We start from the raw sequence: 16,060 nt of genomic DNA on the forward strand, positions 1-16,060 counted from the left end.
AACCAGTGACCACAGAGACTTTGAAGGAACCCAACACGATGCAAGAGGCCAACGGTTCGCCGGTGATCGTGATCGACAACCTGCGCCACCAGTACGGCGAGCGCACGGCGCTGAACGGCGTCAGCTTCAGCGTCCGCCCGGCAGAGATATTCGGGCTGCTCGGCCCCAATGGCAGCGGCAAAACGACGATGTTCCGCATCCTCTCGACCTTGATGCTGCCGAGCCAGGGCCGCGCGCTCATCCAGGGCTTTGACGTTGCCACCGACCCGGCCGACGTCCGCCGCCAGATCGGCGTCGTCTTCCAGGCACCGAGCATCGACGTGAAGCTCTCCGCGCGCGAGAACCTGATCCACGTGGCGCACCTTTACGGCATACACGGCAGCCGCCAGCGCGTGCGCGTGGACGAGATGCTGAAGCGCGTCTCGCTCGACGACCGTGCCAACGACCTAGCCGAGACCTTCTCCGGCGGCATGCAGCGCCGGCTGGAGCTTGCCAAGGGCCTGATTCACCACCCCAGCGTGCTGCTGCTGGACGAGCCAACCACGGGCCTTGACCCGGGCGCGCGCCGCGACCTGTGGCAGTACCTTCAGGTGCTGCGCGAGCAGGAAGGCGTCACCATTATTGTGACCACGCATCTGATGGAGGAGGCCGAGAAGTGCGACCGGCTGGCCATTCTGAGCCAGGGAAATCTGGTGGCACTGGGCACCCCGGCGGAGTTGAAGGCCGAGATCGGCGGCGACGTGGTTTCCCTGGAGGCCGCGCCGAATGTGGATGTAGCTTCACTCGCCAAGCGCGTGGGCGAGCGCTTTGGGCTGGCCGCCAAGGTGCTCGGCAACAAGGTGCGCGTGGAGCGGCAGGCCGGGCATCGCTTTGTCACCGACGTGGTGGAGGCCTTCCCCGGCGAGATTGATTCGGTCTCCGTGGCCAAGCCGTCGCTGGAAGATGTGTTCATTCATCGCACCGGGCACCGCTTCTGGAATGAAGACCCCGCGGAAGCCGCGCAGGCCGACGCAAAGACGAAGAAGAAGCACTAACCCGGATTCATACCGGCACGATTCGAGGCACTTGTGGCGACACAGACAGTTACGGTTTCCCGCACGCACACCGGCCCCACCTTTGGACTGCTGCCCGCGCTTTCGCTGTGGCGGCGCGAGGTGGTGCGCTTCTATCGCAACCTCAGCCGCGTCATCGGCGTCATCGCGTCGCCGCTGCTCTTCTGGCTGGTGATCGGCTCCGGCTTTGGCACCTCGTTCCGCAACGCGGGAACCTCCACGGGCATTTACCAGAACTACCGCGACTTCTTCTTCCCCGGCGCGCTGATCATGATCGTGCTCTTCACCTCGATCTTCGCCATGATGTCGCTGATTGAGGACCGCAACGAGGGCTTTCTGCTGAGTGTGCTGGTGGCGCCGGTAAGCCGCTCGGTGATTGTGCTGGGCAAAGTGATGGGCGGCACCACGCTGGCCACGCTGCAGGGCTTCGTCTTCCTCGTCTTTGCGCCGTTCATCGGCGTGCACCTGAGCCTGGGCACGTTCCTGCTTGTCATCCTCGATATCTTCCTGGTTTCGTTCTCGCTCACGGCGCTGGGCTTCATCATTGCCTGGCCCATGGATTCGACTTCGGGCTTCCACGCCATCATCAACCTGTTCCTGATCCCGCTGTGGCTGCTCTCCGGCTCGCTGTTCCCGCTGAGCGGCGCGAGCAAGTGGATCGCCTTCCTGATGCGCGTCAACCCGCTGACCTACGGCACCGAGGCCCTGCGCTCGCTGCTCTACCCCGGCACGGAAAATCCGGCATTCCCGCTCGACCTGTGCCTGATCGTGCTCGCGGGCTTCAGCCTGGTGATGTTCACGCTGGCCTTTGTGGTGGCCAACCGCCGCACCAACAAGCCGGCGGCCTAGCTCCGAAGTGCAAGTCTCAGCGGCCTTGGGCAAGTGGCGGCGAAGACACTGCTGCTTGCGGCGACGTTCGCTTGCGTTTGCGAGGTATACTCCATCTTCATTGCTGTTGAGGAACGCGTATGAGCCATCTTCCCGTGCTGCCGACCGTTAATGCCGTGTTGAACGCCACCAGCGCCGTGCTGCTGCTGGTGGGCTACCGCTTCATCCGCCGTGGGCAGCGCGAGGCGCACAAGCGCACCATGCTGGCGGCGCTCACCTGCTCGGCGCTCTTCCTGGCCTGCTACCTCTACTACCACGCCAAGGTCGGGCATGTGGTCTTCTACGCGCCGGGGCCGTGGCGCGCCATCTACCTCATGATCCTGGCCTCGCACACGCTGCTGGCCATCATCATTGTGCCGCTCATCCTGATGCTGCTCACGCACGCCCTGCGCGGACGCTTCGCGCAGCACAAGCGCATCGCCAAGTTCACCTTTCCGCTGTGGGTCTATGTCAGCGTGACCGGCGTGATCGTCTACCTGATGCTGTACGTGATCTTCGCCTGAGTCCCGGCGGCCTCCGCCCAAGGCCACATTCCCGTTGCTTCGGCTCCCGGCTTTCAACTTCCCTGCTCCGGCGTGTTCCGGCTGACACGCCGTTGTGTGCCGCCTGACACAGTGTGTCTCTGTGTACATGCGGCGCTCACTGCTCCACGCCCACCTCTGCCCGATAATCCTGAATATTCCTCCTGGCACTCTGCGTGCTAAAGCCTGTTCCGTGCAGGTGCGGCGTGGCGCGTGAATTCATTCGCGATGCGGCGTGCGGTCGGTTATAGTTCCGCACAGAATCAGGGCCTATGAAACTTCCTTCCCGGCGAATCATCCTTCTTCTTGCGGCGGTGGCGGCCATCGTCCTCTGCGGAGCCGCCGTTGTGGTGTATCGCGCACGGCAGGCCATCCATTCCGCCGAACAGGAATACCTGGCCTCGCACGACCTGCGCTACACAATGCGTCCGTGGATGCCCGTTCCCAACGCAGGCTTTGAGCCGGTTGGCTCCCCGGAGGTCTTCCGGCAGGCCGCCGTCTTTCAGGGACACCTCTACGTTGCCGGCCCAGGCGGGCTTTCCGAGTTCGACGAACGCGGACGCCCTCTGCGGCAGTTCCACGCCGGACTGGATTTACCGCCGTCTCCGATTGTTGCCATGGCGCAGGGCGCGATGGCCGACTCGCACACTCCGGAGCTGATTCTGGCAACGGCAGACGCAGGCATCCTCTTCTTCAACGGCACCGGGTTCCGCCATCTGCTGCCCGCCTCGGCGGAGGCCCGCACCGCAACCGCACTGCTGCCGCTGGCCAGCGGACACCTTCTCATCGGCACGTCAAAGCTCGGAGTGCTGGTCTACGACGGACACCGCCTCGGGCCATTCCACCCCTCGCTCTCGCAGGTGAACGTAACGGCCCTCGCCGGATCTGAGACAGACCTCTGGGTGGGCACGCAGGACCGTGGCGCGGCGCACTTCCACGGCGGCAGCGCCGAGTGGTTCACCGGCTCGAATGGCCTGCCGGATACGCACGTTGCCGCGCTTGCCGTTGCAGGCGACGACGCTTATGCCGGTACCGCCGACGGCATCGCGCAATTCCACGGAGGACAGTTCTCGCGGATACTGGCCGGCGGAGCCTTCGTCCGGGCCCTGCTGCCACAGCCGGACGCATTGCTGGCGGGCACCATGGATGACGGCCTGCTGCGCATTCCGCTGAAGACCAGCACGCGCCAGGCTCAGGCACACGACGCCGTGGCCGACTTTCCCGAGGTTCTGCAGCTTCTCCAGTCGGAGAGCACGCTGATCGCCGTGGCCGCCAACAGTGTCTACACGCGCACGGCGGGCGGCGAGTGGAAGCGGCTGCTCGATCCGGCGCAGGCCACGCTGACCGATCGCAATGTCTCCGCGCTGGCCTTCGATTCAACAGGGAGGCTGTGGGTTGGCTACTTCGACCGCGGACTCGATTTGCTTGACGGCTCGCTGAGCCGCGCGCGGCACCTCGAGGACGACCGCATCTTCTGCGTCAACCGCATTGTGCCAGGCGTGCAGAAGGGCGCAACCGCTGTGGCCACCGCCAACGGGCTCGTAATGTTTGACGCCGGAGGCACCTGCCGCCAAGTCCTGACAAAGTCCGACGGCCTGATCGCCGACCATGTGACCGACATCGTTCCATATGGCGACGGGATGGCGCTGGCCACTCCCGCAGGCATCACGCTAATGGACTCCACCGGCGCGCGCAGCCTCTATGCCTTTCATGGGCTGGTGAATAACCATGTCTACACCATCTCCGCGCATGGCCCACGGCTGCTGGCGGGGACACTGGGCGGCGCCAGCCTGCTGGAGAACGAGCAGGTACGCCTGAGCTACACCACTGCCAACTCCGGACTGAAGCACAACTGGGTCACCGCATCGGCCGCCGACGGCGACGGCTTCTGGCTGGGAACATACGGCGCGGGCATCTTCTATTTGGATTCTGCCGGGCATATCTCCGCGTCCGACGCCGCAGGCGCGGGCGTGGTCATCAATCCCAACGCCATGCTGGCCACACCGGGCTACATCGCGGCCGGCAGCATGGGACAGGGGCTATTGATCTATGACCGCCACCGCGCACGCTGGACGGCCATCCGCGACGGCCTGCCCACGCTCAACGTGACGGCATTGGCAGCGCGCAACGGATACCTCTACGTCGGCACCGAGAACGGCCTGGTGCGGATACAGGAACAGAGGCTGGAACAATGAAGCGACTTCTCCAACAGTTGATTCTGCTGCTGTGCGTGACGGGCGTGCTCGCCGCGGATTCCGGCGTACTGATTCCGCGCGACAAGAACGAACCGGATGCCACCGTGCTCTCGCTCGACGAGATGCAGATCGAGATCACCATCGACAACGGCGTGGCGTGCGTCTTCATCCGCCAAATTTTTGCAAACCACACCGGCCGCATCGAGGAGGGCAACTACCTGTTCGCACTTCCCAGTCACGCCACGGTCAGCGACTTCGCGGTGTGGGACGGCCCGACGCGCATTCCCGCCGTCATTCTCGAACGCAAGCGCGCCAGCGAACTCTACACCGAAGTGAAGCAGCAGATGATCGACCCCGGCCTGTTGCAAATGGGCGAGCGCGGCCCGGACGAAGCGCGGCGCAACGCGCTGTTCAGCGCAAAGATTGTGCCCATCGCCCCGTATGCGACCAAGCGCCTGGAGATCGAATATCACGAGAACCTCCCGGTTGAGAACCTGAAGGCCTATCTCGCCATCCCTCTCCACCCGGACTCCGGCCATGCGCAGGTGGCAGGCAAGCTGCGCATTGCGTTTGAGCTGCATTCGGCGCTCGGGTTGAGCGACGTGCAATTTTCCGGCGCGCCGTACCGCATGAACGTAAGCACGCACGACGCGCACACGGTAAAGGCCAGCTTTGAAGGCAGCAACGTGGCGCTCACCGAGGATTTTGCCGTGCGCTACGCGCTCGATGGCGGCGCCGCCGACAAGCTGAGCGTGCTGACCTGGCGCAATCCGGACTCCACGCAACCCGATTCCACCGAGACGCACGCAGCCCGTAGCCATAACGAACCTGGCTTCTTTGAGGCGCAGGTATTGCTTGGCCGCGGACACGGGCAGAGCGCCAGCAACTCACCGCGCACCATCATCGTCCTGTTTGACACCTCTCTTTCCATGCAGTGGGACAAGCTCGAACGCAGCTACGCCGCGATGGAGCAGACACTGCGCGCGTTGCGTCCCGGCGACCGCTTCAACCTGCTGCTGTTCAACAACACGCTCGCACCATTTCAACCTGTCCCCGTGGGGGCCACGCGCGAGAACGTGCAGAAGGCGCTTGATTTCGTCCGCGCCAGCAAGCTGCGCGGTGGCACCAACATGGAGCAGGCACTGGCGGCGGCGCTCAAGCAATGTGAGACCACGCATGCTGGCGAGAACTATGTGCTGCTCTTGAGCGATGGTGGCGCCACGCGCGGCACCATCCAGAACGGCGCGCTGGCCCGCCGCTACGCCGAGCAATGGAAGCACCTGCCGGAGCCTCAGCGTCCGCGCACCTACGTGCTGGCTGTTGGCGACGACGCCAACCTGCCGCTGCTGCGCATGCTCGCACGCAACGAAGGAACGCTGGAAAACGTGCTCTCCACCGAGCCACTCGAATTCAAGCTGAACGCATTCCTCTCCAAAATCGGCCGCACTCCGGTGGCGCAACTCAGCTTCGGCGCGTCGCCGGAGGCCTCCGTGCAGATGGTTTATCCGCTACAGGACACAGCGTTCACCGGCAGCCTCGCCTCATGGGTGGGACAGTACGCGAAACCGGCTCGTCAGGTTCGCATGAGCGTGCGTGCCGTGCGCGACGGCCAGCCGATGGAGGCCGGCGCGAGCCTCGATCTACCTGCAAAGTCGCTGGAGCATCCGCAACTGCCGCGCCTGTGGGCGCGCGCGCGGGTGGACGCCTTGCTCGAAAAGATCGAGCGCGACGGCGAGGACACAAAGACAATTGAGGAGATCATACAGCTCTCGCGCAAATACAAGTTCGTCACGCCTTACACGTCGTTTCTCGCCGTGCCGCGCGCGCTGTTGCGGCCGCGGGTGATACGCCCGGGCGACCCGGTTCTCCGCGTGCACACCGACCTCAGCATCCGCTCGGTGGTTGCCATCTTTCCATTCGGGCTCACCAAGCGGCTGCGCCATCTTGACAGTGAAGACGTGTGGCAGACGCGCTTCCTCGCGCCTGACGACCTGAACGATGGCACCTACACCGTCCGGCTGGTTCTGCGCGACCAAGCCGGACACACTTACCGCGAGACCAAGAGCTTCGTCATCGCCAGCAAGCCGCCGGTGGTCACCATACGGCTCGACCGCAAGCGCTTCCATCGCGGCGAGGTAGTGCCCTTGAAGGCTTCCGCCTCCGCCAGCACGCGCACGCTCATGGCCCGAATGGATGGTGCCCCTCCCGTGCCACTGCGCTGGAACCAGCAGGCCGGGCTCAGCACCGGCGAATTACAGATTCCAACAGACATGCCCGCTGGCACCTATCGCCTGACCGTGATTGCCGAAGATGTGGCGCACAACCTGGGAACACAGGAGGTGCAAATTGAAGTGCTTCCGTAACCGCCCGATTGGGAAAGCCCTGTGCGTTGCGGCCCTGGTGGCCGCCGCAGCCGGCGCCGCGCGTGCCGCCTATGAATGGAAAGACGTTGCCGCTGGCAGCGCAATTGAAGCCGCGCTCTACCGCGTGATGCCAATGCCCGTCAGCAAGGTGCTCGGACTGCGTCCGCCGAAGGAAGCGGTGGAACAACTGACGGCGTTGCTCCGCCAGCGCCCCACCGCGGAGTTGTACTCGCTGCGGGCGCTGAATGAAGAAGCGGCACTCGATTTTGCAGCCGCAGAATCTGACTGGAAGAAGTACGCGGAGAGTTCGCCGGAGCACAACAAGGCGCAATTCGCGCTGGCCGATTTCTATCACCGCCGCCTGCGTCCGAAGGATGAAGTGATGGCGCTCGCCGTGATTGGCCGCGTGCCACAGAGTCCGAATGAACGCCTGCTGCCGGTCTCGCAGCAGAGTTCCTGGCTCGCCTTTGAACGAACGGATCGCGTGATCACCGAGAGCGCGCTGGGGCGCGAAGCCGCCGAACGCAATTATCAAGCGTGGACTGCGCGCTATCCGGCGGAGCGTTCCGTCTACTCGCGCTATTTCCAGTTTCTGCTGAGCGCAAAGTCCTTCAACAACGCCGACACGCTGATTGCGCAGTACCAGAAGGCTTTTGCCGCTGACACGGTCTTCCCCGTGAAGGCGCGCGCGCTGCTCGCCTACCGGAAAGGCTCCGTCGAACAAGGGCTGGCCGTCTACGATGCGCAGTTCCAGCCGCTGTGGCCGCGTGAGTTGATTGACAGCTACTTTGAGTTGATGAAGCAGACGCACTCCACGCGCAGCTTTCTCGACCACGCGCGAGCCGCACTTGGGCGCAACCCGGAGGACGTCAGCGCCGCGGCACGCATCTATTACTACTACCAGCAGCAAGGTCGCACCGACGTCGCACGCCGCGTTCTGCAGGACTACCGCACGCACAAGGAACAGCGCCACACCGCGTGGACCGCGCACGAACTGCTGGTGCTTGCCCGCTTGAGCGAAGGCGTCCGCGATCTTCCGGAGGCAGCGCGCAACTACTACGCGCTGGCCAACGCCACGGATGATGCCGACGCACCGCGTCTGGGTCAGGCGGGCCTGGCACGGATCCTGCTCTATGCTCCGGAACAGCATTTGAACTTCGGCAGTGCCGACCTGTCCATGTACCGCGACATCGGCACCATGGACCCGGGGCCAGGCTTCCTGAACGGCATTCTCTCCATCGTGCTGAACAGCGCCTCGCCTTCATACTCCTACTCCCAGGAGCAGCAGCGCGCGGTCCCCTATTTTCATCGCGCCGCTGCCGCCGAACTTCTGCGTCGTTTTGACGCGGCCTTCCCCTCGGCCCCCGAACGCCCCGAACTCCACGCCCGACTCGTTGAGGTCTACGCGAACTATGGCGAGAGTGAGGTCGTCATCCGTGAAGGCACGCGCTTCCTCGCCAGCTTCCCAGCCGCTCCGCAGCGCGAGCAGGTGGCATTGCTGACCGCCGACGCCTACGCTCGCACCAACCGCAGCACGGAGGAGTTCGCGCTTTACGATTCTCTGCTGGCCGAACTAGCACGCAGCGCCGAGAGTGTCCCGCTCGGCATGGCTTCAGAAAACGCCACGGTCAGCGCGCCGCCCGCAACCGAACCAGTTGTTGCCCAGGAAGAAGCCGCGGATGACTCAGCGGGCGATGAAGGCGATGTGCCGCCCGCCCAGTCTCCGAGCAAGCCATTTGAGGTTGCCGCGCAACAGCCGGCCAAAAGCGGCGGCGGGCCGCGTTCGCCCGAATACTCACGCGTCCTGGAGCGCTACCTGTCGCGGCTGGTTTCCCAGAATCGCCTGCCGGATGCGCTGGCGGTGCTGCGCAAGGAGATTGACCGCAACCCGAATGACCCTGGACTTTACGAACGGTTGGCGCAGTTCCTTGAGCAGAACAGGCTGGGCGCGCAGCAGGAACAGGTCTACCAGGCCGCCATTCAGCGCTTTCAGGATCACTCGTGGTATCACAAGCTGGCACGCTTCTACCTGCGCGAGCGGCGTCGCGAGGAGTACGCGCGGCTCAGCGAGCAGATCATCGGCATTTTCTCCGGCACGGAGATTGAGCGCTACTTCGCCGAGGCACGCGTGCCTTCCGACTACGCGGTACGGCTCAACGAATTTGCCATCAAACGCTTTCCTCATGACCTCCAGTTCGTGCGCAATCTGCTGGAAGAGAACACTGTAAGCAGTCCGCGCAAGGAGCAGCTACTGCGCGAGCATTGGTGGGAGGCGGAAGACCTGCGCGACCGCTTCTTTGAATTGCTGACAAGAACAAACCGGCTCGATGCCGAGTTGGCGACGCTGAAGAGTGTGGAGCCCGCAGCGAGTGGCAACGACTGGTCAATGCTGGCGCAACGGAATCCGGTGGCCGCACGCTTCGTGGGCGAGTCTCACTTCTGGCGTTCGCACTTCGAGCAGGCCGCGCCCGTCATGCAGGCACTGACGCGGCAATTCCCCGCCGACGCCGAACTCGGGCACCGCGCCTCCGCCGTCTACCGCTCACTCGCGTACTTTGATGCGCGCGATATGGAGGTTGCCGCCGCCATTGAGGAGAACTTGGCCAAGGCCAACCCAACCAGCCGCGAGCAACTGGCACGCATCGGAGACATTCTTGCCGACCGCGAGCTATTCACGCGCGCCGCGCCTTACTGGGAGCGCATGACCGAGATCCACCCCGGCGAGCCACAGGCGTGGCTTGATGCCGCCACTGTCTACTGGGATTACTTCGACTATGACAACGCACTCCGCCTGCTGAAGCAGGGCCGCACACGGCTTGGCGATACCACGCTCTACAGCTATGAAATGGGTGCGATCTATGAGAGCCAGCATGACTACCCGCACGCTCTGTCCGAATACATGGGCGGCGCACTGCGCGAGAAGGACAGCATGCGCAGCCGCAATCGCCTGCTTGACCTCGCACGCCGCTCTTCGCTGCGCGACGCAGTGGAGCACGCTACGGTCACGCTTGGAACGCGCGAGGCACCAGCCATCGGCGAGCTGACCCTCCGCATTGCCGTGCTGGAGGCCGAGAACCGCTCGCGCGAAGTTGCCCCCCTGCTCACCGCTGCGGCTTCACGCAGCACTTCTCTGGAGTTGCTCGAGTGGGTTGAGGCAACGGGTCGCACGCGTTCACTCGAGGGCGTGCAGCGTGCATCTCTGGAGCGGCAGGCAGCACTGACCACCGACCCGGTCCGCCGCCTCGAATTGCGCTACTCGCTGGCCTCACTGTTTGAGAGCGGCAGACAGATGGACGCCGCGCAAAAGGAATTTGAGACTCTCTACCGCGAGAATCCGAAGAGTGCCGGCGTGGTGCGCGCCACCGTGGATTTCTACGACCGCAACCATCAGACGCCACGGGCCATCGAGGTGCTGCTGCAATCGGCGGATGCGGCCTATCCGGCGTTGGCCGCACAGTATCGGCTGGAAGCGGCACGCAAGGCCACGGACGCCGCGCAATACGAGCTTGCCCGCAAGGTGCTGGTGCGCCTGCTGAGTGATGCCCCCACCAACGACGAATACCTGGCGGCGATGGCCGACAGCTACGCCCGCGCCGGAGATGACGCGCAACTGCGCCAGTTCTGCCTGCGCACCATTGACTCGCTGCAGAAAGCCTCGCTGCCGCCCGAGCAACGCGCTGAACAGATCGCGGCCTTCCGGCGTCGTCTACTGCCCACGCTCACGCGGCTGAAGGATTACTCCGCCGCGGTTGACCAGTACATTGAGCTGCTGAACCGCTATCCGGAAGACGACGCGCTCATTACCGAGGCTGCGCTGTATGCCGGCAAGTATGGCCGCTGTGACCAGATCGTCAACTTCTATGCCGCCACCGTCACGCGCTCGCCCAAGGATTTCCGCTGGGCCACGGTGCTGGCCAAGTTGCACACGCAGTTGGAGGACTACCCTTCGGCAATTAACGCTTACGGTCAGGCCATCAAGGTGCGCCCGGACCGCGTGGACCTGCGCGTAGCACGCGCGCAACTGCTGGAGCGGCTGATGCGCTTTGACGAGGCTGCCGCCGACTATCAAAAGCTCTATGAGTTGAACTATCGCGATCCACGCTGGATGGAATCGCTGGCCGCTATTCGCGCCCGCCAGGGAGACACACGCGCCACCGTCGCGGCGCTCAAGGCGGCATTCCTCGACGGCCGCCCTGAGAAGCCGGAGAATTATTTTCATGTGGCGCAGAAGCTGGAGTCCTGGGGCATGCTGCCGGAGGCGCGCGACTACGCGCAGAAGGGAGTGGATGCCGCAGGCCGCGACCTGCTCGCCGTCCCCGAACACCAGGAAGGTGCTGCTCTCTACGTCCGCCTGCTTACACGCCTGCGCCAGCAGGATGTTGCCTATGATCGGTTGAGCAAGGGCGTCGCCGATGCCGATTCGCTCATGGCGCAGCTCGACGTGGCCACCACACAGATTGCGAAGAATGGCCTGGCCTCGGTCACTGAGGCGCAGTGGCGCCAGCAGGCCATTGCCACGCGCAGACAAAACGCGCGCGCTGGAATGACGGCGGCCATGCGCTCCATGGGCGGGGCCGTCGCGCAGTACTTCACGCCGGAAGAGAAATCGGCATTCGCCGTCGCGCTGGAGGCGAAGTCCTCCACCGCCACTGACGCCGACTTGCGCAGCACGCTGCTGCCAGCGGCACAGGCCGCGCAACTGCCTGCGCTCGAAGCTCGCTGGACAGCCGCGTTGCTGATGAAGGACACACGCGCCAACTACTGGCAACTGCGCCAGCGGCTCATTGATCTGCAGTCGCAGAGGATGCAGTACGCAGAACTTGGAGCCACGCTGATGCGCTACTCAGCGGTGGTGCCGATGGACAACGGACGCGCCTCCGTGATTCGCAGCGCCGCCGATGCCTACCGCTCCGGCGGGTTGGAGGCCGAGGAGACGCGCGCGTTGAGTGCTCTCGCATTCCAGTCGGATGTGGCGATCCAGCAGCGTTACTTTGCCCTGCTGCTGCACTCTCAGCCGGCACAACTGGTGGCATACGCGCGCCAAGGGAACACGCTCGGCGAGGCCGCCACCCGCTACAGCCTGCTGCATGGCAGCAGCGCACTGGCACAGCAGGCATTGCAGGCGCACGCCCGTTCGCCTCTCTGGCTCGAATCCTACTCGGCGCTCGCGGGGTTATATCTGGGAGACCGCTCGGCCGCAACCGGTGCGTACTTCCTCCGCGCGTTGGGCGACCAGTCCATTGGCGAGCGCCTGACGGCGCGGATGGATCGCCAGAAACGACTCACCGGCGATGTGTGGTTCTACTATGGCGCGCGCTATGGCGAATGGCTGGGCATGCAGAATGCAGCCAATGCCGAAGACTACCTGCCTGCGGCGCTTGAGGCATCTCCGGCTTCCGCCGCCGGCTATGTGCAGATGGCGGAGTTCTACGCCACGCATGCTAGGCCCGAGCTGGCAATGCAGGAATACCGGCACGCGTTGGAGCTTGCTCCCTCCAACCCCGGAATTCACAACCGCCTCGCGTTGCTGTACATGCAGCAGCAGAAGCCCAACGACGCCATTGCCGAGTGGAAGACGGCGCTCGCCCTTCTGCGCCAGCAGGTGGATCTGCGCGCGGTGCCAGCCAGCTTCTGGGCGGACCTTGGCGCTACGCTTGAGGGCCTGGGCCGCCATCACCTGCTTGCGGAGTTGCGTCCTCAGGCGGACTCCGTGCTGCGTGCTTACATTCGGCACAATGGCACATATGAATCCGACACGCTGATGCAACAGGCCTATCTGGCGACGAATGATCCGCAGGCCGGAGTGGCGTGGCTGCTTGACCTTGCTTCGGTTGCTCCTGAGCCCGCGCAGATGCTGTGGCCGCTCACTCACGCCGGGTGGATCTCCACTGAAGCGCGCGGCCCTATCTACCAGCGCTTGATAACGATGCTTGAGGCGAACGCGGGCAATGGCCGCGCCGCAGAGTATGCCGCCAGCCAACTGCGCGGCCTCCGCGTGAGCTATGCAGCCTACGTTGCCGGGCTCGGCCAGTACGACCGTGCGCTGGCAATGCTCGACACCTTGCCGCAGCAGCCGCGCCCCGACGAAGACGAGCTGGCAACACGCCTGCTCTGCATGGCGGCCCGCGGCCAGATCAGTACGCTGCTGGAGCAGTTCCACGCCGAGCCGGACCGTGCGCCCACTCCCGAGGTGCTGCGGCGCGCGGCGGCGACGCTCACTAGGCCGCAATTCAAGTCCGCGCGCCGTGCCATCGCCGAGTTTGCTTTCCAGCAGGAGATTGACGCGCACGAACTGAACGCCGCCAACATGCTCGGATTGGCCGAAATTCGCCTGCAAGACGGAGACACGGCCTCCGCGCTCGAACTGTTGCGGCGGCTCACGCTGTCGGTCGGCGCGCCCTTCCAGAACCTCGACGCCGCAGCCGCATTGCTTGCCCGCAACAACCACCATGCGGAGGCAGCGGGCTACTATGCGCAGCTTGTGAAGGCCACGCCCTGGGACGCGAACGCCCGACTGCATCTTGCGCAGGAGCAGCTTGCCGCGGCACAGGACAAGCCCGCGGCGGTGGAGTTTGCGCGCCACGTGGCCTCCGACGCTGCTGTCAGCTACGAGGACCGCGTTGCGGCGGCCCGCCTGCTGCGCGGCACACCCGCAACACAACTTGGCAGTGAGGAGTTGCAGATACTGGCCTTCGGCTCCGCTAGCCCGGCCACGGCGGACAAGCCGTACTTTGTGGCTGCGCGCATGGCGGCTGCGGCCAACGCCACCATCGTTCAGCGCGAATTGCTGCTGCGCAACGCCCTCAAGGACGCACCGCAGAGCGAGGCGTTGCGCCTTCCGCTCTTCCGTGCCCTGTACGCAGACAACAAGCCCCGGCTGGCGCTTTCGTCCGTGGCACCGCTGCTTGCCAGCGGGCTGCTGCCCTACGCATGGGGTGGCAACCAGTTACCCGAACTCGACGCAGAGCCGTCCACCGAGCCGGAGCTTTCCGATGAAATGGTTTCGTCCTTCACTCCGGGTACGGATGAACGGCGGCAGGCGCTGACCTCTGTTGAACGCTACCAACTGGCGATTGCGCTCGGCGAGTGCGACACAAAGCTCGAGAATTACCGTGAAGCGCTTGGGTTCTTCCAGGCAGCGCGTCAGTCCGCCTCCAACAGCAAGGACAAGGCTGCAGCGTCACAGCGGATCGCTCGCCTCAAGGATCTTCTGCGCCGTCAGGCAGAGAACGAACGCAGCGCTCCCTCCATCCATCAGGAGTTGCAACAGGACCACGTGGTGCGTCCGAGGCTTGCGCGCGCCGTGCCTCCAACCGCGCGTGAAGAGAAAGGGGGACAAGTCCGATGAAGCGACTGATTCCCGCACTGCTGGCGCTGGCCACGGCTGTCGCACTGTGGGCCGCGTATCACAAACTTAGCGCCGAACCCGAGCCGTCCTTTGCGTCCAACATGCCGCAGGGCGCACTGTTCGTCATTGAGTCTCCCGACTTTGGCGCGATTCTCCGGCAGTGGAATGGCTCGCCCGAGAAACAGGCGTGGAGCCGGAGCGCGAGTTACTCCGCCTTTATGACCTCGCACCTGCTGGAGCGGCTGAAAGAAGCGCAGGGCGAGTTCGCCGCTGCCGCCGGCACGCCGCCGAACCTTGCATTTCTCGACGAAATTGCAGGCGCGCACACGGCACTTGCCGTCTACGACATTGGCGGACTGGAGATGCTGTATGTCTCACGCGTGGAAAACGCCAAGGCGCTGCGCAGCGCGCTGTGGCAGGGCCGCGCGCAGTTTGAGCCTCGCCAGTCCGATGGCAAACCGTTCTACGTCCGCACCGACCCGCAGTCGGGCCGCGTCGTGGCCTTTGCCATTGACGGCGACACGCTTGTGCTGGGCACCCGCGAAGACCTGGTTGCCGGTGCGCTCTCGCTGCTCGCAGGCAAGAAGATGACAACCGTGGCGGATGAAGCCTGGTATGACCGTGCGGTCAAAGCCGCGCACCAGCCCGGTGAGTTGCGCATGGTGCTGCACCTTGCCGAGCTGACGAAGTCGCCGCACTTCCGCACCTACTGGGTGCAGCGCAACATCAGCGAACTGAACCGCTATGAAAGCTCCGTCAGCGATCTTCGGCTCGCCTCGGACACCTACCGGGAAGAGCGGGTGCTGTTGCCCAAAGCGCCGATGGATTGCAATGCGCTGGCCCCCGCTGCCACTGCAGCAGCCGGGCTGCTGGCACAGGTGCCGGACAACACGGGCTTTTATCGCATCACCGCCGCACCAACCGTGGACGAAGCCTTGGCTCTGCTGGAGACGCATGTACTCACACCGCGTGCGGGCCGCACCGTTGATTCCCACACCGCCCCGGCGGTTGCGAACACCAGCGTTGCGGAAACCGCGCTCGATGCCCGCATCGACGAAGCGCCCTCTCCGCTCGCTGCCGGCGGCTCCACGGATGAGGCATTGCGTGCGCTGCTCGCCGCCACCCCGCCGCAGGCGACACTGACCCTGCACCGCGGCGTAGCTGCACCCGACGGCGTTTTCGTGCGGCTCCACTCCACCGTCGTGCTCGCCTCGGCCACAGACTGGAATGAGCCAGCGACGCTCACCGCTGTGAAACAGTTGCTCGCCGCTTCGCTTACCACCTCCACGCTCGGCGCCGGCTGGAAGCCCGAGGGAAACGGCAACGCGCGCCACTATGAACTTGATGGACTTGCCACCGTCGCGCTGGCCGTGCGTGGACGGCTGTTGTTTGTCAGCAATGATCCGGAGACGCTCGTGGCCGCGTTAACCTCCGGCAATCAGAAGAATGCCACCGCGCCCGCGCTGTACCTGGCGCGCTTTGACCACGCGCACGAGCGCGCCAACTTTGCACGACTGACCACGCTGCTTGACCGCCCCGCACGCGGACAGGACGGCAACACTCCGCAATTCTTCTCGCAGAACATTGCCAGCCTCAGCGACATTTTCGCGCAGGTGCAGTCGCAGTCGGTCACCGCCACTTGCTCGGCGGGCAACGTGGTGCAGACGGTCGTCTACGAATGGGGCCGCTGACG

Annotated in this window: 7 protein-coding genes; all 7 read left to right on the top strand. The window is 64.5% G+C overall.

Annotated features, from left to right (window positions below):
* The first annotated feature begins 38 nt into the window (after nt 1-38).
* The 7 genes from AC6IZO_RS07145 to AC6IZO_RS07175 all read left to right on the top strand — a co-directional run bounded on the left by AC6IZO_RS07145 (nt 39) and on the right by AC6IZO_RS07175 (nt 16,058).
* On the top strand, nt 39-1,034 hold the full coding sequence (locus tag AC6IZO_RS07145) for an ABC transporter ATP-binding protein (RefSeq protein ID WP_497809422.1): 996 nt from the start codon (nt 39-41) through the stop codon (nt 1,032-1,034).
* Nucleotides 1,035-1,067: 33 nt separating this feature from the next.
* On the top strand, nt 1,068-1,901 hold the full coding sequence (locus AC6IZO_RS07150) for an ABC transporter permease (RefSeq protein ID WP_497809424.1): 834 nt from the start codon (nt 1,068-1,070) through the stop codon (nt 1,899-1,901).
* A gap of 119 nt (nt 1,902-2,020) precedes the next feature.
* Nucleotides 2,021-2,443, top strand: a complete 423-nt coding sequence (locus AC6IZO_RS07155; RefSeq protein ID WP_497809426.1) for a DUF420 domain-containing protein — start codon at nt 2,021-2,023, stop codon at nt 2,441-2,443.
* 290 nt (nt 2,444-2,733) lie between these two features.
* Entirely contained in the window at nt 2,734-4,656 is a 1,923-nt protein-coding gene (locus tag AC6IZO_RS07160; protein WP_497809428.1) for a ligand-binding sensor domain-containing protein, read from the top strand.
* A complete protein-coding gene (locus tag AC6IZO_RS07165; RefSeq protein ID WP_497809430.1) occupies nt 4,653-7,019 on the top strand; it encodes a VIT and vWA domain-containing protein in 2,367 nt (788 codons plus the stop codon). Before AC6IZO_RS07160 ends, AC6IZO_RS07165 begins: the two co-directional genes overlap by 4 nt.
* Nucleotides 7,003-14,367, top strand: a complete 7,365-nt coding sequence (locus AC6IZO_RS07170; RefSeq protein ID WP_497809432.1) for a tetratricopeptide repeat protein — start codon at nt 7,003-7,005, stop codon at nt 14,365-14,367. The genes AC6IZO_RS07165 and AC6IZO_RS07170 overlap by 17 nt, the downstream gene beginning before the upstream one ends.
* Entirely contained in the window at nt 14,364-16,058 is a 1,695-nt protein-coding gene (locus tag AC6IZO_RS07175) for a hypothetical protein (protein ID WP_497809434.1), read from the top strand. The genes AC6IZO_RS07170 and AC6IZO_RS07175 overlap by 4 nt, the downstream gene beginning before the upstream one ends.
* Nucleotides 16,059-16,060: the final 2 nt, after the last annotated feature.

This window comes from Oryzophilus luti (assembly GCF_059726245.1).